This window comes from Staphylococcus sp. HMSC62A08 (assembly GCF_001839105.1).
Classification (GTDB): domain Bacteria; phylum Bacillota; class Bacilli; order Staphylococcales; family Staphylococcaceae; genus Staphylococcus; species Staphylococcus caprae.
Map to the genome: position 1 here is coordinate 470,223 of NZ_KV840039.1, position 20,811 is coordinate 491,033.

A 20,811-nucleotide genomic window follows, 5' to 3' on the forward strand; every position below is an offset into this window, starting at 1 on the left:
TTCACCCCTTCCCATTCGATGATTTAGATTTCGTTACAATTAATATGAACGCCATAAATATAATTAAGAACAATGCAATGGTTGAACCCATGCCATAATTTTGAATCGTTAAGAATTGTTCTTCAATTGAAGTTCCTATATTAATAACTTTATTACCAGCAATCAGTCGAGTAATCATAAACAGCGACAATGCAGGGATAAATGTAACTTGAATACCTGTCATGACACCTTCTTTTGTTAAAGGCATAATGACCTTTCTAAAGGTTGTCATTGGGCTAGCACCTAAATCACTCGACGCTTGCAATAAATGATTAGGGATTGCTTTCATACTATTAAAAATAGGTAGTATCATAAATGGAATATAAATATAACTTGCAACAAGTAGAAACGCACCACTTGTAAACAGCATATTGAATACTGGCAAGTGAAAGATGTGAAGTGTTTGATTTATAATACCATCATGACTTAATAATCCTATAAATGCATAGGTCTTCAGCAGTAAATTAATCCATGTAGGAATAATCATTATCATCAATAAAATATTTTGATACTTAGAATGCGTGATAAAATATGCCGCTGGATAACTAACGACTAAAGTAATCAATGTAATGAGAATTGCATACCATATTGAATCTATGAACATTTTGAAATATCGCATCGTGAAAATTTGTTCATAGTTGGTAAAGCTAAAATGGCCATGCACATCCATAAATGAAAAATATACAAGTAAAATGACTGGAATGATGATAAATATTACCATCCACAATAAATAAGGAATAATTAATAATTTATTGATATTACGCATTATCTACATCCTCATAACTCTCAATTCGTTTATCAAACTCTTCCTCAGTCTCACCTGGCACCATAATGTGAATCGCTTCAGGTTCAAAGAATAGGCCTACTTCACTGCCAACTTCAGCTTTCTTAGTCGATTGAATCACCCACTCGTATCCTTTTCTATCGATACAACAAATTTCGTAATGTACACCTCTAAATAACATAGAATCCACTCTTGCTTTGAAAAGCCCCTGCTCCTTATCAATGAGTGAAATGTCTTCAGGACGTATTACGACTTCAACTTTTTTATTTTCTGGGATACCCATATCTACACATTCAAAATCTTGACCATAAATATTTACGACAAAATCTTCAACCATGCGCCCTTCAACAATATTAGATTCACCAATAAAATCAGCAACAAAACGATTGACTGGCTCATCATAAATATCAATAGGTGTCCCGAATTGTTGAATTTTACCGTCTTTCATCACAAATATATAATCACTTAGTGCTAATGCTTCCTCTTGATCGTGGGTAACAAATATAAAGGTAATACCTAAACGAGATTGAAGTTCTCTCAATTCATATTGCATTTCTGTACGTAATTTCAAATCCAATGCAGATAAAGATTCGTCAAGTAACAAAATTTCAGGTTCATTGACAATGGCACGCGCAATCGCTACACGTTGTTTTTGACCACCACTCATACCCTCTATTTGTCTTTGTTCATATCCAGATAACTTAACTAATTTTAATGCTTCAGTCACCTTTTTATCTATTTCCGATTTGCTTTGTTTTTTTAATTTTAAACCATAAGCAATATTGTCATAAACGTTAAGATGTGGAAATAGTGCATAATCCTGGAACACTGTATTCACTTTACGTTTGTTCGGCGGTAATTTCCCTATAGGTTTATTCTGATAAATAACTTCACCACTATCAGGATATTCGAATCCAGCGATTAACTTTAATATCGTTGTCTTACCACAGCCTGAAGGCCCTAATAATGTATAAAAATGCCCTGACTCAATATCTATATCTATTTCGTCTAAAATTTGTACACCGTCATAACCTTTACTCACAGATTTAAATGAAAGTAATGGATTCATGAACATTCCTCCCTATAAATATGAAGCTGTGGCAACTATTAAAATCTTCACTTCTTCATTTGTGTCATTAAATAAGCGATGTTTATCTTTAGCTTTAAAATAAAGAACATCCCGAGTGGTAGCTTGATATGTTTGATTACCTAATAATAAAGACACTTCACCTTCTAAACAATAAATAAATGTGTCTGAATCAGATGGTTTGAAATTCTTATAGGATGCGCCTGGTCGTAATGTAAGAATGAGTGGCTCCATTTCAAATTCATTAGAATCTGTAACAAGCCAGTTCAGTATGTATCCGCGATCATATTCATCATATGTGACTTGATCTGCTTTTTTATATAAAACTTTCTCGTTAGTACTTTCTTTAAAAAAGTCACTTGCCGAAGTACCTAATACTTCCAATATACTTAAAAAGGTTTCCATACTTGGAGACGCATGTTGACTTTCAATCTGTGAAATATACCCTTTCGATAAATCTGTACGTTCTGCAAGTTCTTCCTGAGTTAAGTTTTTAATACGTCTTAAGTTGCGCAATTTACTTCCTATATCCATCATTTAACCACCTAAAAAAAGCTATATTAAGTTTACTAATATCAAACATTTTGTTTAATGCTTTATAAAAGTAACAGAATATAGCTTTGTAAGCAATAGTTTTATGAGATAGTTTCAAATAAATGAATATGTCATTATTTTATGTTTTAGATCGATAACGACGTATTTTAAACTTCTTTACCAAATATTTGCTGTTCAGGATGTTTATTAACCTCTTGAACAACTTTATAACTATTGTATCCACTTTTATTTTCAAATTCTTTAAAGATTTGTTTTTCTTCAGCTTTACCTGGCACAATTTCTTTAAATTGTTTATAAGCATGCTTGACCTCTTCACCTTTGACAGAGGATTCATAATAATTTTCAATTTTATTAAAAAAATGAATGACTTTCATCATTTCTTCATTTGTCCAATCTAAATCTAGAGGATATTGATATTCCATTTAATTCTAGCCTCCTAATGTTAATAATATATTTTTAGTGTATCGGAGCTATTTTCATAAAACAACTAGTTTGAATAAGTGCATAAAAAAACTGAGACCCGTGAATAACGAGTCTCAGCTATATATAATGATTAATCCTTAACTATTTTAATTACATAGTATGGATTGGATATCCAATTGCTTTTTCAGCAGCTTCCATTGACATTTCACCTAAAGTTGGATGAGCATGAACAGTTAATGCGATATCTTCAGCATTCATACCTGATTCAATTGCTAAACCTAATTCAGAGATAATATCAGAAGCACCAGTACCAACAACTTGCGCACCGATAATTGTATCGTCTTCTTTAAGTGTGATGAGTTTAACGAAACCGTTAGTGTCATCTAATGATAACGCACGTCCGTTAGCTGCGTATGGGAATTTAGAAGCTTTGATTGATAAACCTTCTTCTTTAGCTTGTGCTTCAGTGTATCCTACTTGAGCTAATTCTGGCTCAGTGAAGCATACTGCAGGCATACCAATGTAATCAACTTCTGCTGCTTGACCATCAATGGCTTCAGCAGCAACTTTAGCTTCATAACTTGCTTTATGTGCAAGTGGTAAACCAGGTACGATATCACCAATTGCAAAGATATTTTCAATAGAAGTACGGCTTTGTTTATCTACTTCTAATAAGCCACGATCAGCGAATTTAAGACCTAATTCTTCTAAACCTAATTCATCAGTGTTTGGACGACGTCCAACTGTTACTAATACGTAATCAGCTTCGATTGTTTGTTCTTCGCCCTTAGCTTCATAAGTAACTTTAACACCGTTTTCAGTTTCTTCAGCAGATTTAGCCATCGCTTCAGTGACAATTTCGATACCTTTTTCTTTCATGCCTTTTTTAACTGGTTGTGTCATTTGTTTTTCAAATCCGCCTAAGATGTCTTTCGCACCTTCAAGGATTGTTACTTCTGAACCGAAGTTTGCAAATGCTGTACCTAATTCAGAACCGATATATCCGCCACCGACAACAACAAGTTTACCAGGAACTTCTTGTAAGTTTAATGCGCCAGTTGAGTCAATAACGCGTTCACCGAATTCAAAGTTAGGAATTTCAATTGGTCTAGAACCAGTTGCAATAATTGCATGTTTGAAATTGTAAGTTTGAGCACTCTTTTCGTCCATTACACGAAGACTATTATTGTCTACAAAGTAAGCTTCACCTTTAACGATTTCAACTTTGTTACCTTTTAATAATCCTTCAACACCGCCAGTTAATTTATTAACTACTGATGATTTGAATTCTTGGACTTTTTCATAGTTTAAAGAAACGCTTTCAGCAATAACCCCTAAGTTTTCTGAATGTTGCGCTTCAACAAAACGATGAGAAGCATGTAGTAATGCTTTAGAAGGAATACAACCAACGTTTAAGCACACGCCACCTAAATTACCTTTCTCAACGATTGTTACTTTTTGTCCTAATTGTGCTGCGCGGATTGCTGCAACATATCCACCAGGACCTGCTCCGATTACAATAGTATCTGTTTCAATTGGGAAATCTCCAACTACCATGTTTTTACCCCTCCATTAATAATAGTTCTGGATTATTTAATAAACGTTTAATGTGATTCATAGCATTTTGTCCAGTCGCACCATCAATTTGTCTATGGTCAAAGCTTAATGATAATGCAAGTACTGGAGCTGCTATAATTTCTCCATCCTTAACAATAGGTTTTTGAGCAATTCGGCCAATTCCTAAGATGGCTACTTCTGGGTGATTGATAACTGGAGTGAACCATTGTCCACCAGCTGAACCGATATTACTAATTGTACAAGTTGCACCTTTCATTTCTTCAGAAGTCAATTTACCATCACGTGCTTTAACAGCAAGTTCATTGATTTCATCTGAAATTTCAAAGATTGATTTACGGTCAGCATGTTTCACTACAGGTACTAATAAGCCTCTGTCAGTGTCAGCTGCGATACCGATATTCCAATAGTGTTTGTGTACAACTTCACCAGCTTCTTCATTAAATGAAGTGTTAAGTGCTGGATATTTTTTAAGTGCTGAAACTAATGCTTTTACAACATATGGTAAGAACGTTAGTTTCGTACCTTGTTCAGCTGCAATTTCTTTAAATTTCTTACGGTGATCCCATAACGCTTGCACATCAATTTCATCCATTAAAGTAACATGAGGTGCTGTATGTTTAGAGTTAACCATTGCTTTAGCGATTGCTTTACGCATAGCAGGAATCTTCTCAGTAGTTTCTGGGAAGTCACCTTCAGGTAATGATTGACTAGTTGAAGCACTCGTTTCTTCGCTACCTGTTGATGCAGCTGATGAAGCAGCACTTTCGTTAGAAGCTGAATCTGCGCTTCCTCCGTTTAAGTATGCATCTACGTCTTCTTTAGTAATACGTCCGTTTTTACCTGAGCCCGTAACAGCTTTGATATTTACACCGTTTTCACGTGCGTATTTACGTACAGAAGGCATAGCTTTAACAGTTTTGTTCTCATCAACTTCTGCTTCTTGACTTGAAGATGTTGAAGTTTCTTGAGATTGTGATGAAGTTGTTTCTTCTTTAGCAGGTGCTTCTTCTTGTTGTTCTTCTTGTTTAGAAGAAGAATCATCACTATGACTACCTTTAAATTGCATTTCTTCAGCATCAGGAGCATCAATTTTTACAATAACGTCACCAACTACTGCAACAGTTCCTTCATCTACTAAAACTTCTTCTACAGTTCCGCTAACTGGTGAAGGTATTTCTACTACGGATTTATCGTTTTGTACTTCTGCTAAGACATCATCTTCTTCGATGGTATCTCCAGCTTTAACAAACCACTTAACAATTTCACCTTCGTGGATACCTTCCCCAATATCGGGTAATCTAAATTCAAATGCCACGTTCTTGTCCTCCTAAGATTTTTACTTGATCAAAATCATTTCAAAAATTTATATACTAAAGTTGCAAGTTAAGGAAGCCCTTACAACTTAGTTTACACTTATTCATTACTCAATGCTATAGATAGCTAAATAATTCGTAGAAACTAAATAAAATTAGAATTCTAATGTCGCTTTAGCTTGCTCGATAATGTCATTTTTATTAGGTAACCATACATTTTCAGCTTGAGTAAATGGATACACTGTATCAGCTGCAGCAACACGAGCAATAGGTGCTTCTAATGAAAGGATTGCACGTTCTGCTAATTCAGCAGCTACTTGAGCACCAACACCAGCTTGACGTTGTGCTTCTTGAACGACAACCGCACGACCTGTTTTCTCTACTGAAGCTACTAAAGTTTCAATATCAATAGGTTGAACTGTGCGTAAGTCAATCACTTCAACAGAATGTCCGTCTTTTTCAAGTTCTTCTGCTGCTTTTAATGATTCTTGTACCATAGCGCCATATGCGATAAGTGAAATATCGTTACCTTCTTTTTTGACATTAGCTTTACCAATATCAATTGTATATTCTTCTTCAGGTACTTCTTCACGGAATGAACGATATAATTTCATGTGTTCTAAGTATACGACAGGGTCATTACTTTGAATCGCTGAAATTAATAAGCCTTTCGCATCATATGGACCTGATGGAATAACAACTTTTAACCCAGGAGATTGAGCTAAAATACCTTCTAAGTTATCTGCGTGTAATTCTGGAGTATGTACTCCCCCACCAAATGGTGCGCGAACAGTTACAGGTGCAGGTTTAGAACCACCTGAACGGAAACGTGTACGAGCGATTTGACCAGCAACTTCGTCAAATACTTCAAATACGAATCCTAAGAATTGGATTTCCATAACTGGTCGATATCCTGTTACAGCTAAACCTAAAGCTAAACCACCAATACCTGATTCAGCTAAAGGCGTATCGAATACTCGATCTTCACCAAATTCTTTTTGTAATCCTTCAGTAACACGGAATACACCGCCGTTAACACCAACGTCTTCACCAAAGACTAATACGTCTTCGTCTCTTTTAAGTTCACTTTTAAGCGCGTCGTTAATCGCTTGAACCATTGTCATTTGTGCCATGGCTTACTTCGACTCCTTCTCTTTGTAAATTTCATATTGTTCTGATAAATTTTGAGGCATATCTTCATACATAATATCCATTAGAGAAGTAACAGTTTGTTTATCTGTATTGTCGGCCTCTTTAATAGCTGCTTTAATTTCAGATTTAGCACGCTCAATGACTTCATTTTCTTTATCTTCGTTCCATAAACCTTTAGCTTCTAAATATTTTCTGAAACGAACTAATGGGTCTTTTTTCTCCCATTCTGCATCTTCATCTGAAGTTCTATAACGAGTAGGATCGTCACCAGCCATTGTATGTGGTCCATAACGATAAGTTAAAGTTTCAATGACAGTAGGTCCTTCACCTGCGACAGCACGTTCACGCGCTTCTAAAGTCGCTTGATATACTGCTAAAGCATCCATACCATCTACTTGAATACCAGGTATACCTACTGAAACTGCTTTCTGAGCTAATGTAGTAGCAGCAGTTTGTTTACTACGAGGTGTAGAAATAGCATAATTATTATTTTGTATTACAAAAATTGCAGGTGCTTTATATGCTGAAGCGAAGTTGATTCCTTCATAGAAGTCACCTTGTGATGAACCACCATCACCTGTGTAAGTAATAGCTACAGCGTTTTTACCACGTTTCTTAAGACCAAATGCTACACCAGCAGTTTGTACGTATTGAGCACCGATAATAATTTGCGGGCTTAACGCATTAACGCCTTCAGGGAATTGGTTACCTTTGAAGTGTCCTCTTGAGAATAAGAAAGCTTCTGTAAGTGGTAAACCATGCCAAATAATTTGTGGAACATCACGGTAACCAGGTAGGATGAAATCTTCTTTTTCTAACGCATACTGTGAAGCAAGTTGAGATGCTTCTTGACCAGCTGTAGGCGCGTAGAAACCTAAACGTCCTTGTCTATTTAATGAGATTGAACGTTGATCAAGGATACGTGTCCATACCATTCTTTCCATTAATTCTACTAATTGTTCATCTGTTAAATCAGGTACTAAGTCTTCATTTACGACATTACCATCCTCATCCAAAATTTGAACCATTTCAAATTTCGATTGAGTTTCATTTAATACTTTAACTGCATCGAATTGGGCTTGTAACTTAGGAGCCATTCAATTCACCATACCTTTCCCATGTAAATAGAAATTCATTTTATCCTCCCTAATTGTATCACAAATGAATTTACCTGTTAAACGATTTCATAAAGTTCTGTTTCAATACAAAAAGATACAGTTACACGGTCTGTTATAGTACTTTCCGCATAACTGTATCAATATTTTTCATTACTTCAATTGATCAACATCTTGTTTCTCTTGAGTTACCTTTCTCATCGCTTTTGAGTAGGCATTGAACTTTTTATTCATATCTTTATAAGCACGAGATAAATCTTTAGATTTACTATCTACTTCAGATTGTGTTGCACCATCTTGATTTAAGTAAGTAAACAGTTCTTTTTCTTTATTAAGTGCCTTTTTGTAAGCCTTTGCATATGCATCATGTGCTTTGTATTTTTCTTTAATAGCATCATTAAGTTGTGTAACTTCTTTTTTCTTAGTTGAATTATCAATATGATTCATATATTGATTCGCTTTTTTAAATTCTTTTTCTGATTTGCTTAAAGCTTCCTCTTCATTTTTAAATTCATTCTGACGTTTCTTAACATTGTCTACAATATCTTCAGCTGCTTGCTTTCTTGTATTTTGATCTTTGTCATTAACTTTTTTGAATAATTTTTGTTTATCTTCTTCTAATTTATTAATTTTCTTACTAGTAGAATTGACTGTTTTTTCTTGGTCAAAAGCTTTTTGAACCTGATCATCATATTTTTTTATTTCTTTTTTGTCAGTTGTACATCCAGCTAATAACACTGTTGACGTTAGGACAATTGCGACAGTTTTACCAAACTTCATTAACTGTTACCTCCTCATAGTTGTTCGCTTGTAATATTAAATAATAATTGATTATAAATCAATACAGAGGAATAAAGCTATTGATTAGTGTCTGTGATGTCTTGTATGAGTTTGATTTATTTTTCACTATTAAAATTAAATCAATACGTCATATTGAGTATCTAATAATGTACTTATAACTGTAGTATCTGATATATTATTTAATAAGGAAGGTGTATGACATGTTAACAATGAAAGATATTATAAAAGATGGTCATCCAACACTTCGTGAAAAGGCTAAAGAATTAAGTTTCCCAATTTCAGAAGAAGATAAAGAAACATTACGCTCAATGCGAGAGTTTCTAATTAATAGTCAAGATGAGGAAATCGCTAAACGTTATGGTTTACGTTCAGGTGTAGGCTTAGCTGCACCACAAATAAATGTTGCTAAACGTATGATTGCAGTTTATTTACCGGATGATGGTAATGGTAAATCATATGATTATATGCTCGTAAACCCTAAAGTAATGAGCCATAGTGTTCAGGAAGCTTACCTACCTACTGGCGAAGGTTGTCTAAGTGTAGATGAAAACATTCCAGGTTTAGTACACCGTCACAATAGAGTAACAATCAAAGCTCAAGACATTGACGGAAATGAAGTTAAACTAAGACTTAAAGGTTACCCTGCGATTGTATTCCAACATGAAATTGACCATTTAAATGGCGTCATGTTTTATGACCATATTGACGCTAACAATCCACTTAAACCTCATGAAGATGCAGTAGAGGTTTAATCCAAGTTTTTAAAATAACGACACTTCACTATGTAATGATTTAATTACATTTGGTGAAGTGTCTTTTTATGTATTTTTTAAAATTCATTACATGACACAATATACACCATTTATCACGAACGAATATTAACGATGTCTAAATTAGATTGTTTGAAAATTAAAAGATTATCCTTTAAAAGTTTGTCGACTGGATAAGATAAAACTGCTTTATTTATTCAAATACATCATGTAAAATATAACTTAACTGAAATCTTAGTAATTCAATACTAATTTCAAATAATGAACGACACTATTACCCTAGAAAGCATACTGGGCAGTGAAATTAAACGAGCGTTGAAGAAACCAAAGTTTAGATTGAGCTGGTATGTTTCTAAATTAAAAATTAGAACACTAAATTATTGAAGAAACAAATTTTAATATGGATAAAACTCTTTAATAACCCGAGTATTTCACACTAGGGTCGTAAATAAATTGTAGAATTTTAATCTAGGAGGAAATATATAAAATGGCAGTATTTAAAGTATTTTATCAACATAATAAAGACGAAGTTATCGTCCGTGAGAACACACAAACAATTTATGTTGAAGGACAAACAGAAGAACAAGTGAGACGTTATTTAAAAGACCGTAATTTCAATATTGAGTTTATTACAAAATTAGAGGGCGCACATTTAGACTATGAAAAAGAACATTCAACTCATTTTAATGTGGAGAATGCTGAATAATGAAGCAATTACATTCTAATGAAGTAGGTGTATACGCACTTGGTGGTTTAGGTGAAGTCGGAAAAAATACCTATGCAATCGAGTACAAGAATGAAATCGTTATCATCGATGCAGGTATTAAATTCCCTGACGATAACCTTTTAGGTATAGACTATGTTATTCCAGATTACACTTACTTAGAACAGAATCAAGATAAAATTGTCGGCCTGTTTATTACACATGGCCACGAAGACCATATAGGCGGTGTGCCCTTCCTATTAAAGCAAATTAATGTACCTATTTACGGTGGTCCATTAGCGTTAGGTCTCATACGTAACAAGTTAGAAGAACATCATTTACTTAGAACTACCGAACTTCATGAAATAGATGAAAATAGTGTGATTAAATCTAAACACTTTGAAATTTCATTCTATCTCACTACACATAGTATTCCAGAGGCATATGGTGTCATCGTTGATACCCCTGAAGGTAAAATCGTCCACACTGGTGACTTTAAATTCGATTTTACTCCTGTGGGTGAACCTGCGAATATCGCTAAAATGGCAAAAATTGGTGAAGAAGGCGTTCTATGTTTACTTTCTGATTCTACAAATGCACTTGTGCCTGACTTTACACTTAGCGAACGTGAAGTTGGACAAAACGTTGATAAGATCTTCAGAAATTGTAAAGGACGTATCATCTTTGCAACATTTGCTTCTAATATTTACCGTGTACAACAAGCTGTAGAAGCTGCAATTAAATATAATCGTAAAATTGTTACCTTTGGTCGTTCAATGGAAAATAATATCAAAATTGGTATGGAACTCGGTTATATTAAAGCACCACCTGAAACATTTATAGAACCAAATAAGATTAATAATATCCCTAAACATGAATTATTAATTCTTTGTACAGGTTCTCAAGGTGAACCGATGGCAGCTTTATCAAGAATTGCCAATGGTACGCATAAGCAAATTAAAATTATTCCTGAAGATACAGTCGTATTTAGTTCATCTCCTATTCCAGGTAATACGAAAAGTATTAACCGCACTATCAATGCTTTATATAAAGCAGGTGCTGATGTCATTCATAGTAAAATTTCTAACATTCACACATCAGGTCACGGTTCTCAAGGTGACCAACAGTTGATGTTACGTTTAATTCAACCTAAATACTTCTTACCTATCCATGGTGAATATCGTATGTTGAAAGCGCATGGTGAAACGGGTGTTGAATGTGGTGTTGATGAAGATAATGTATTTATTTTCGATATCGGAGATGTCTTAGCTTTAACACATGATTCTGCACGTAAAGCTGGAAGAATCCCTTCAGGAAATGTCCTTGTAGATGGTAGCGGCATTGGCGACATAGGTAATGTTGTTATTCGAGATCGTAAATTACTTTCTGAAGAAGGCTTAGTAATTGTTGTCGTAAGTATTGACTTCAATACCAATAAATTATTGTCTGGTCCAGATATCATTTCACGCGGATTTGTCTACATGCGTGAGTCAGGTCAATTAATTTATGATGCGCAACGAAAAATTAAAACAGATGTTATTTCTAAGCTGAATGGTAATAAAGATATTCAATGGCACCAAATTAAGTCTTCTATTATTGAAACACTTCAACCTTATCTATTTGAAAAGACTGCTCGTAGACCTATGATTTTACCAGTCATTATGAAAGTTAATGAAGATAAAGGTAATCATAAGCAATCAAATAGTAAAAATAATAATAAACAAGAAACTAAGTAATTGTAGAAGTTAATAAATCGGGATATATACCCAAAATAATAAGCTCTAAGTCGCTTTCTTTGATGAAAGTGTCTTAGAGCTTTTTTATATCAATTGTGGTTCCAATCTCGTCTTTTCTTTAATTTACCCTAGTTGGAACGCTTATGTTTGCTTGTTATCTAATAGTTTTTTGTACTCTTTATACTTATAGGGGTTTTTAACTTTTTCTCCATTTATATATACTAAAGGTACTTTTTTAACATCTTTCTTTTTAGCAGCTTTTTTATCATCGTTAGCCATTTTCCATGCTTTACTATCTTTATCTTTGTACATCTTCTTAACTTTATTTTTTTCATACTTATTTAAATCAAGTTTATCTATTTGTTTATCCACTGTACGTTTAGTAATCCACGTTTGATGGCTATTCTTCGGCTGCGCTTTGAAAATAAGTCGATTTAATTTTAAATATTCATCATCAGATATGAGTTTAACTGCATGCGTAGCCCTTCCAGCATTCATTGAATCCTTTCCTAGAAATCCAAGATTGACGAACTTCACTTCAGCCTTACCCTTGTTGATGTAATCTTTTTTGAGCTTAGGAACAATAGACGCTTCAATTTGTTTACAATATGCGCATTTGTAATCACCATAGATTGTCACGCATTTGGTATGATCTTGAGGCTTCTTTGTATTCCCATATTTAAAAGTGGAACAACCACATAAAAGTAAAATGATTGCTAACATTGATGTGCATTTTAAAATAAACTGATACATACCTACTCTCCTTATATACTATTTGTCATAAATAATGCTAACATCAATGTTTATATATTTTTGTTATCTTCCCTAAATGATATATTCTTTTTCTTAAGTGTTTACAAAACATTATATAATATTAAACGTTTATTAATTAGAATACTATTCAATCAAGTTTATTTATAATGAAATATAAAAATGTGGTAAACAAATTACACCAAGTTTCAACTCTTTCTCTAAATAAAAAACGCTCCCAAATATTTCTATTATTGGAGAACGTTGTCTATCTATTTAATTTGTTGACTAACTCAAATTGTGTTTATTTACTAATGTTTTTCTCGAAACGACCTAAGTCGTTATCGTGACCAATCATAATTAATATGTCACCAATCTCAATATTAATATTAGGATCTGGAGAAACAATAAATTCTTTTGCTCGTTTAATAGCAATAATATTAATCCCATATTGCGCTCGAATATCTAAATCAATGATGCTTTGACCGGCCATTTTTTCAGTAGCTTTAAGTTCTACTATAGAATGCTCATCAGCTAGCTCTAAATAGTCAAGCACGCTTGCACTCGCAACATTATGTGCAATACGTCTACCCATGTCTCGTTCTGGATGTACGACTGTATCTGCACCTATTTTATTTAAAATTTTAGCATGATAATCGTTCTGTGCTTTAGCGGTTACCTTTTTAACGCCCAGTTCTTTCAAAATAAGCGTAGTTAAAGTACTTGATTGAATATTTTCACCAATAGCTACAATAACGTGATCAAAATTTCGTATTCCTAAACTTTTCATCACTGCTTCATCTGTGGTATCAGCAACGACAGCATGTGTAGCAATATCACTATATTCATTAACACGATTCTCATCGCTATCAATCGCCATGACGTCCATATCTAAAGCATTAAGTTCTCTAACAATACTGCCACCGAAACGGCCTAGTCCTATTACGACATACTCTTTTTCCATATACGTCCTCCACTATATAAAAGAGGAAAATTTTTGATGTATGATAATAAGACCTCCATACTCTCCCTTATCCTCATAGATTATATTATTTCTTTCCTTCTACATAATCTTTGTCGAAAACAAATAATCTTAATAATAATATTAACGATGGAATTAATAAAAGTAAACCTAAAATAAAGGCAACGACTAAAGCTAATCCCATTTCAGGGTTAACATGAGTACCTGTAATTTTAACAAATGGATGCAATAGATAAGGTAATTTACTCATTCCATATCCAAAGAATGCAAAGAACATTTGTAAGATAACCATAATAAACGCTAAGCCATGGTTTTTCTTGAATATCGTTAAAGCACCTGCAATTAAGAAAAAGACAAAGCTCAATGCAAACATCCACCAATAATTGAATACAGCATTATTAAAATGATCAGCATTTTGAATTCTTAATGATAAGAAGACAAATAATGAAATAATAATCATAGGTGGGCCCCAGAATATGTGCCACTGTCTCGTTAAATCATAGGCTGGCTTATCTTGCGCTTTACTTGCATAAAATGTTAAGAAACCTGATGAAATATAAAGTACTGAGATAATTGCTAAGAACACAACCGACCACGCAAATGGGCTTAGTAGTAACTGTACCCAGTTTAAATCTATATGAGATCCATGTTCTCGTATATAGCCACCTTCTGAAATTGTTAAAGCGGTAGCTAATGACGCCGGTATAAGTAATCCTGTTAAACCATATAAGCAAATCCATGGCAATTTCGTATCTTGACCATAATTTTCAAAGGCATAAAAACTACTTCGAATTGAAATAAGGATTAAAGCAATTGAACCCGGGACAAGTAGTACCGTGCCTAAATATTTGGCAGAATCTGGGAAGAATCCAACGAATCCTACAAAGAAGAATACGAAGAAAACATTCGTAACTTCCCATACTGGGTTAAGGTAACGATGAATTAAATGATTTATTTTCTTTTCTTCACCAGTAATTTTAGAATGTAATGCGAAAAATCCTGCACCAAAATCTATTGAAGCGACGATGATGTAACAAAATAAAAATATCCATAATACTGTTATTCCGATATGGGCGTATATCATTTTGTTCCACCTCTCTTTTCAATCACTTTATCTACATCTTGATATGCAGGTTTGTTTCTATACATGCGAATTAACACATACGCTGCTGTAACCATGAGGACGAAATATAATATACCGAACAGGATTGTGACTAATGTAATACCGCCTGCTTGGGTAGCAGCTTGAGACACACGCATGTATCCTCTAATAATCCATGGTTGGCGCCCCATTTCTGTTAAGAACCAACCAAATTCTATAGCAAGTAATGACGCTGGACCAGTCAACAAGATAGCATATAATACAGCTTTGTTTGTTATAAATTTACGTAATTTCTTGAAGAATAGAATGAACATGTAAATTCCTGAAATGACAAAACAGAAGACCCCCATTGAAACCATTAAATCAAAGAAGTAATGGACAATCATAGGTGGTAAATCATGTTTAGGAAAATCATTTAAACCTTTAACTTTTGTTTTAAAACTATCATCCGCTAAGAAGCTAAGTAATCCTGGAATTTCAATTGCGCCAGAAACTTCATGCGTCTTTTCGTTTAGTACACCAAAGAATACTAAATTAGCGTGTGATTGCGTATCATAATGCCATTCATAGGCAGCTAATTTTTCAGGTTGAACTTTGTGTAAGAACTTAGCTGAAAGGTCCCCAGCCACCATAGATAATATCGTTGATAAGAAACCTACGATCATCGTCATTTTCAATGCTTTCTTATGATACTGTCTATCTTCTGAGTATCTATTTCGTAATAATTTAAATGCTGCAATAGCTGCCAATATAAATGCCATTGTCATACCAGCTGTAGCAACGACGTGAAATGCTCTTACAAGGAAGGATGAGTTAAACATCGCTTCTAGTGGTTGAACATTAACCATGCGTCCATGTTTCATTTCGAAACCAGCTGGTGTATTCATAAATGAGTTTACAGACGTTATAAAGAACGCTGAAAATGAACCACCGATAATAACTGGTAATGAAATAATAAAATGTGTCCATTTATTTTTAAATCTATCCCAAGTATAAAGATATATACTTAAGAAGATTGCTTCAAAGAAGAATGCAAAAGTTTCCATGAATAATGGTAAAGCGATGACATGTCCGCCCATTTTCATGAATGTCGGCCAAACGAGCGAAAGTTGTAACCCAATAATAGTACCTGTTACGACCCCAACGGCTACAGTGATTGTGTACCCTTTTGACCATCTTTTAGCTAATGCAATATAGTTTGCATCATTTTTTCTAATGCCAATAAATTCTGCAATCGCAAACATTAATGGCATACCCACGCCGATTGTAGCAAATATGATATGCACTGCTAGTGTCATACCAGTGAGAAATCGGCTAATTTCAACTGAATCCATATTTATCACCTTTTTTTCTAATATATTGAAAATTGGAGTCACAATGTTTAAAATTATAAATCTCTGAGAGCTTGAACTAAATTAAGTTGCTCTAAATTTGTATGTCCATTTTTTGACAGGACACATAATGTTCACATAGTTGAAATCATATATACTTTTCTGTATAGTATTTTCAGAAATAAAGACGAAAGGACGTTAAATATGACTTCTAACATCATCATTTATACTCAAGATGAATGTCCACCATGTACGTTTGTAAAAAATTACCTCTCAGAACATGGTATTGAATATACTGAAAAGAATATTAAAAACACTCAATATCGAAATGAAATGATCAATTATGACGCATTTGCAACGCCTTTTATTCTATTAAAAGGTGAACCCATGTATAGCGTAGATATGGATAAAATTAACTCCACTTTAAATATCGAAAATTAATTAAACACACAAAAATCACTCAACAAATTCAATTCTTTGATGTTGAGTGATTTATTTTGAGTACGGTTAGACATGAATTGTCTGCATGAGCGTAATCTAACATGAAAGAAGAACGCCCTATAGCTTCATTCACTTAGTCTTAGTCCTTCTCTAATACGCTTGCTCTACCCTTTTAAGAGAGAGAAAGAGAGTAAATACACTGGTGTACTTACTCTCTTGTAGTCAAATTATTTAGCTTTGTTGTTAACTAATTCCATAACTTCTTCTTGTGTTGCACATTCAATCGCGCGGTTAGCTAATTCAGCCATTTCATTCTTACTTAGACCATTAATTTGTCTTCTCGCTTTAAGAATAGACGTAGCACTCATTGAGAACTCATCTAAACCTAAACCTAATAATAATGGAATCGCTGTTTCGTCTCCGGCCATTTCACCACACATGCCAGTCCATTTACCTTCTTTATGAGAAGCTTCAATCACTTGTTTCACTAAACGTAAAATAGATGGGTTGTATGGTTGATATAAATAAGATACACGTTCTGACATACGGTCAGCAGCTAATGTATATTGTATTAAATCATTTGTACCGATACTGAAGAAGTCCACTTCTTTCGCAAATACATCTGCTAACGCTGCAGTTGCTGGAATTTCTACCATGATACCTAATTCAATATCATCAGAAATGTCATAACCTTCATTTTCAAGGTTTTTCTTTTCCTCTAAAAGAATAGCTTTAGCATCACGGAATTCTTTAATTGTAGCAACCATTGGGAACATGATATTTAATTTACCGTAAGCAGATGCACGTAATAATGCACGCAATTGCGGTCTGAAAATATCTTGTTGCGCTAAGCATAGACGGATTGCTCTATAACCTAAGAAAGGATTCATTTCTTCAGGTAAGTTTAAGTATGGAAGTTCCTTATCTCCACCGATATCTAAAGTACGAACAACAACACGTTTACCGTCCATTGTTTCTAATACTTTTTTATAAGCTTCAAATTGCTCTTCTTCGGTTGGCATTTGGTCTCTTCCCATATAAAGGAATTCTGTACGGTATAAACCGATACCTTGTGCGCCATTTTCAATGACACCTGGTAAATCGTTAGGTGTACCAATATTCGCTGCAAGCTCTGCATGTACGCCATCAACAGTTACTGTATCAGCATCACGTAGTTTTTGTAATTCCTTTTTATCTTCAAAGAAACGTTCGCGTTTATTTTGATAAGCAATTAACTCATCTTCAGTCGGATCAATAATTACGTCACCTGTAATACCATCGACAATAATCATATCACCCTGTTTAACTTGTTGCGTGATAGACTGTGTACCCACGACTGCTGCAATTTCAAGTGAACGACTCATAATTGCAGAGTGACTTGTTCTACCACCAATATTAGTTACAAAACCTTGCACAAATTCTTTATTCAATTGTGCAGTATCTGAAGGTGTTAAGTCGTTACCAATAATAACGACACTTTCATCAATCATGCTTGGATTTGGTAAATCTACGCCTAGAATATGCGCTAATACACGTTTAGAAACGTCTCTAATATCAGCAGCACGTTCTTTCATGTATTCATTATCCATAGATTCGAAAATAGTAACAAATTGAGTTGTTACATCATTTAAAGCAGTAGCTGCGTTGACTTTATCATTTTTAATTTTATCTTGGATAGGTTGAATTAACTCTGGATCATCTAAAACTAATAAATGAGCATCAAAAATAGCTGCTTTATCAGCGCCTAATTGAACTTCTGCATTGTTTCTAATCTTAGTTAATTCAACTTTAGATGCTTCGATAGCTTTATTGAATTTATTAACTTCGCCTTCTACATCAGTGACCTTTTCATTACTGTCAAAAGATAAATCAGGTTCTACTAATAAGTAAGCTTTTGCGATTGCTACGCCGTCTGACGCAGCAATCCCTTTAATTAAGTTAGACATAATTATTTAGTTAATCCTTCTTTTGATAAGACATCACTGATTGATTCAATAGCATCAGTTTCATCGCTACCGTCAGCATAAATAGTGATTTCAGCATCTTTACCTACACCTAAACTCATAACACCCATGATTGATTTTAAGTTTACTTTCTTCCCGTTATATTCTAATTGAATATCTGAATCAAATTTTGATGCAGTTTGAACTAACATTGTAGCAGGGCGAGCGTGAATCCCTGTCTCATCGATAATTACATATGATTTTTGTTCCATAATTATATTCTCCTTCGTATAGTTAGAATCTTCAATATTATTACAATCTAACATAGATTTTATACAATAACTTTACCAAAACCGGTTGCTAAATTCAATTCGTTTAAAACCGGTTTCAGTGTCATTATTTACATTTCAGTGAAAATTATATCATTTACTACAAGTTATTGATAACTTTTTCACATTTTTCTACGTGATCTTTACCAAGCTTACTCATAAAGTAGTAACTGATTGAAGCTGATACAGCTTGACCAATCACTGGGAACCATCTTGTTTGCTTGGCAGCCGCACGTTTAGCAACATCTTTGATTACAACTTTCAATAATGCTTCTGATACTTTTCTTCCTACAAATTGACTTCCTTGAATCGCAGCTGCAGACATAATTCTTTCTTTAACGTCATCTCCAAGAGAATTCACTTGTTTATGGTCTAGTCCATAGATTTTATTAACATCTTCAATAATATCTCTCATTAATTTAATATCTACACCAAAGTCTAAACCTGGAATTGGTACAACGCTCGCACCAGAAGAAAGTAAAGATTTCTTCTTAACAAGTGTCAAAGCCTTCTCACGACGTTGCTTTAATTCCTCTTGTGTCGTGGGTAAGTTACTTTTTTCTTTAATTTCTTCAATATTTAAAAGTGAATTACCTACTTTATTTGTAATATCATTAGTAAATTTACTTCTAATACCCATATTCTTACACCCTTTCATAGTTTCATCTCAATAAATCGTTATACCCATTTTAGACAAATTAATGCTTAATATTTATAAATACTGCTTTTAAATATTTTGAAGGTTTATAGTGTGGATGTGTCTTAAAGTCTTTTGGCAAGCCCATCACTTCGCTTATTTCAAATTCTACACCTGCATCAGCCAATGTCTTTTTAATCACATTTTTAAAGGATTTCAATGGAAAAGCACTTGAATTTGTACATAATAATAATGATCCTTCTGGTGCTAAAATGTTTAATGCACCTTCAATTAGTGCATCATAATCTTTTTGCACTGAAAATGTCTTTTTCTTATTTCGGGCAAAACTAGGTGGATCAATAACGATTGTTTCATACTGATGACCATGACGTGCTGCATAATTATAGAAATCAAATGTATCCATGACATAAATATATTCGGATTTAGGATCAATACCATTGAGTCCAAAATTCTCTTCAGTTAACCCTCTTGAACGATTTGCTAAGTCAACGCTAGTAGTTGATCGTGCATTTTGAGCTGCTATCACTGAAAAGGCACCCGTATAACTAAATAGATTCAATACATTTCTATCTTCAGAGAATTGATCACGTAATTTCTTTCGTACTTCCTTTTGATCTAGAAAGATACCTGTCATCAATCCATCTTCTAAATCTACATTATAAAATGTAAAGTTTTCTTCTATAATTATAGGGAATTCAGGCGCCTCACCTTCTACAAATCCACCTGTATATTCCGTATCTTTAAATCTCATTTTTTCATAAATAGATGTAAAACCAAAGACTGCCTTCACCGCTTCTAAGACATTGTATCTGAATTTATAAATACCTTTAGAATACCATTGTATTAATAAATGCCCATCATAATTATCGATAGTGAGTCCCCCTACACCATCTCCTTCAGCATTAAAAAGTCTAAATGCATTGGTACCTTCGATATTAAAATAATATTCTCTTTCTTCTAATGCCTTTTCGAATAATTTAATGAAAAAGTTAGTGTCGATAACTTCGTTCTCATCGTAACTTAATACCCAACCTAACCCTTTGTGTTGGCGTCCTACATAACCCGTAGCAATATATTGCTGTTGCGCAGTTACAATTTTGACTAAATCTCCTTCTTTTAAATGGTCGTGCGCATAAATATCATCTTCATCAATAAGTGGATAATGATTGAGATACTTTGTCTCTTTACCTTTATTTAAAGTAGCAATCTTCATCATCAT

General features: G+C 33.8%; 21 protein-coding genes. 4 read left to right on the forward strand and 17 right to left on the reverse strand.

Annotated elements, in window-relative coordinates; genetic code table 11:
* Window position 1: 1 nt before the first annotated feature.
* From HMPREF3264_RS08160 to HMPREF3264_RS08200, 9 genes are all read right to left on the reverse strand, one after another.
* A complete protein-coding gene (locus HMPREF3264_RS08160) occupies window positions 2–805 on the reverse strand; it encodes an ABC transporter permease (protein ID WP_070831850.1) in 804 nt (267 codons plus the stop codon).
* On the reverse strand, window positions 798–1,892 hold the full coding sequence (locus HMPREF3264_RS08165) for an ABC transporter ATP-binding protein (RefSeq protein ID WP_002442155.1): 1,095 nt from the start codon (window positions 1,890–1,892) through the stop codon (window positions 798–800). The genes HMPREF3264_RS08160 and HMPREF3264_RS08165 overlap by 8 nt, the downstream gene beginning before the upstream one ends.
* Before the next feature lie 12 nt (window positions 1,893–1,904).
* Window positions 1,905–2,444 carry a helix-turn-helix domain-containing protein gene (locus HMPREF3264_RS08170; RefSeq protein ID WP_002442153.1) on the reverse strand — a complete coding sequence of 180 codons (540 nt, stop codon included), beginning with the start codon at window positions 2,442–2,444 and terminating at the stop codon, window positions 1,905–1,907.
* A 167-nt stretch (window positions 2,445–2,611) separates the two neighbouring features.
* Window positions 2,612–2,887, reverse strand: coding sequence for a UPF0223 family protein (locus HMPREF3264_RS08175; protein WP_070831853.1), 276 nt, complete (start codon window positions 2,885–2,887; stop codon window positions 2,612–2,614).
* Window positions 2,888–3,038: 151 nt separating this feature from the next.
* Entirely contained in the window at window positions 3,039–4,445 is a 1,407-nt protein-coding gene (gene lpdA, locus HMPREF3264_RS08180; protein ID WP_002442150.1) for a dihydrolipoyl dehydrogenase, read from the reverse strand.
* A gap of 4 nt (window positions 4,446–4,449) precedes the next feature.
* Window positions 4,450–5,781, reverse strand: coding sequence for a dihydrolipoamide acetyltransferase family protein (locus tag HMPREF3264_RS08185; protein ID WP_002442149.1), 1,332 nt, complete (start codon window positions 5,779–5,781; stop codon window positions 4,450–4,452).
* Between the two features lie 153 nt (window positions 5,782–5,934).
* A complete protein-coding gene (locus HMPREF3264_RS08190; protein ID WP_070872922.1) occupies window positions 5,935–6,912 on the reverse strand; it encodes an alpha-ketoacid dehydrogenase subunit beta in 978 nt (325 codons plus the stop codon).
* A 3-nt stretch (window positions 6,913–6,915) separates the two neighbouring features.
* Window positions 6,916–8,028, reverse strand: coding sequence for a pyruvate dehydrogenase (acetyl-transferring) E1 component subunit alpha (gene pdhA, locus HMPREF3264_RS08195; protein WP_002442145.1), 1,113 nt, complete (start codon window positions 8,026–8,028; stop codon window positions 6,916–6,918).
* Window positions 8,029–8,199: 171 nt separating this feature from the next.
* Window positions 8,200–8,826, reverse strand: a complete 627-nt coding sequence (locus HMPREF3264_RS08200) for a YkyA family protein (RefSeq protein WP_002442144.1) — start codon at window positions 8,824–8,826, stop codon at window positions 8,200–8,202.
* A gap of 221 nt (window positions 8,827–9,047) precedes the next feature.
* Here HMPREF3264_RS08200 and def point away from each other — a divergent pair, with 221 nt between their 5' ends.
* The 3 genes from def to rnjA all read left to right on the forward strand — a co-directional run bounded on the left by def (window position 9,048) and on the right by rnjA (window position 12,056).
* Complete coding sequence (gene def, locus HMPREF3264_RS08205) at window positions 9,048–9,599, forward strand: peptide deformylase (protein WP_002442143.1); 552 nt, start codon at window positions 9,048–9,050, stop codon at window positions 9,597–9,599.
* 505 nt (window positions 9,600–10,104) lie between these two features.
* On the forward strand, window positions 10,105–10,323 hold the full coding sequence (locus HMPREF3264_RS08210; protein WP_002442142.1) for a DNA-dependent RNA polymerase subunit epsilon: 219 nt from the start codon (window positions 10,105–10,107) through the stop codon (window positions 10,321–10,323).
* Window positions 10,323–12,056, forward strand: a complete 1,734-nt coding sequence (gene rnjA, locus HMPREF3264_RS08215) for a ribonuclease J1 (RefSeq protein WP_002442141.1) — start codon at window positions 10,323–10,325, stop codon at window positions 12,054–12,056. Before HMPREF3264_RS08210 ends, rnjA begins: the two co-directional genes overlap by 1 nt.
* Before the next feature lie 141 nt (window positions 12,057–12,197).
* On the opposite strand, the gene HMPREF3264_RS08220 is transcribed toward rnjA, so the two are convergent.
* The 4 genes from HMPREF3264_RS08220 to HMPREF3264_RS08235 all read right to left on the reverse strand — a co-directional run bounded on the left by HMPREF3264_RS08220 (window position 12,198) and on the right by HMPREF3264_RS08235 (window position 16,224).
* Window positions 12,198–12,809 (reverse strand): thioredoxin domain-containing protein, encoded by a 612-nt coding sequence (locus HMPREF3264_RS08220; protein ID WP_070872924.1) that lies wholly within the window; start codon window positions 12,807–12,809, stop codon window positions 12,198–12,200.
* A gap of 301 nt (window positions 12,810–13,110) precedes the next feature.
* Window positions 13,111–13,770 carry a potassium channel family protein gene (locus HMPREF3264_RS08225; protein WP_002442139.1) on the reverse strand — a complete coding sequence of 220 codons (660 nt, stop codon included), beginning with the start codon at window positions 13,768–13,770 and terminating at the stop codon, window positions 13,111–13,113.
* 85 nt (window positions 13,771–13,855) lie between these two features.
* Window positions 13,856–14,872, reverse strand: coding sequence for a cytochrome d ubiquinol oxidase subunit II (locus HMPREF3264_RS08230; RefSeq protein ID WP_002442138.1), 1,017 nt, complete (start codon window positions 14,870–14,872; stop codon window positions 13,856–13,858).
* A complete protein-coding gene (locus HMPREF3264_RS08235) occupies window positions 14,869–16,224 on the reverse strand; it encodes a cytochrome ubiquinol oxidase subunit I (protein ID WP_070872926.1) in 1,356 nt (451 codons plus the stop codon). Before HMPREF3264_RS08235 ends, HMPREF3264_RS08230 begins: the two co-directional genes overlap by 4 nt.
* A gap of 201 nt (window positions 16,225–16,425) precedes the next feature.
* Here HMPREF3264_RS08235 and HMPREF3264_RS08240 point away from each other — a divergent pair, with 201 nt between their 5' ends.
* Window positions 16,426–16,662 (forward strand): glutaredoxin family protein, encoded by a 237-nt coding sequence (locus HMPREF3264_RS08240; protein ID WP_070831865.1) that lies wholly within the window; start codon window positions 16,426–16,428, stop codon window positions 16,660–16,662.
* 227 nt (window positions 16,663–16,889) lie between these two features.
* On the opposite strand, the gene ptsP is transcribed toward HMPREF3264_RS08240, so the two are convergent.
* The 4 genes from ptsP to HMPREF3264_RS08260 all read right to left on the reverse strand — a co-directional run bounded on the left by ptsP (window position 16,890) and on the right by HMPREF3264_RS08260 (window position 20,805).
* On the reverse strand, window positions 16,890–18,608 hold the full coding sequence (ptsP, locus tag HMPREF3264_RS08245; RefSeq protein WP_002442135.1) for a phosphoenolpyruvate--protein phosphotransferase: 1,719 nt from the start codon (window positions 18,606–18,608) through the stop codon (window positions 16,890–16,892).
* 2 nt (window positions 18,609–18,610) lie between these two features.
* The gene (locus tag HMPREF3264_RS08250; protein WP_002435387.1) at window positions 18,611–18,877 is read right to left on the reverse strand and encodes a phosphocarrier protein HPr; all 267 of its coding nucleotides are present in this window, start codon (window positions 18,875–18,877) and stop codon (window positions 18,611–18,613) included.
* A gap of 157 nt (window positions 18,878–19,034) precedes the next feature.
* On the reverse strand, window positions 19,035–19,574 hold the full coding sequence (locus tag HMPREF3264_RS08255; RefSeq protein ID WP_037541314.1) for a hypothetical protein: 540 nt from the start codon (window positions 19,572–19,574) through the stop codon (window positions 19,035–19,037).
* Window positions 19,575–19,632: 58 nt separating this feature from the next.
* Complete coding sequence (locus HMPREF3264_RS08260) at window positions 19,633–20,805, reverse strand: class I SAM-dependent rRNA methyltransferase (RefSeq protein WP_070873273.1); 1,173 nt, start codon at window positions 20,803–20,805, stop codon at window positions 19,633–19,635.
* Between the last annotated feature and the right edge of the window lie 6 nt (window positions 20,806–20,811).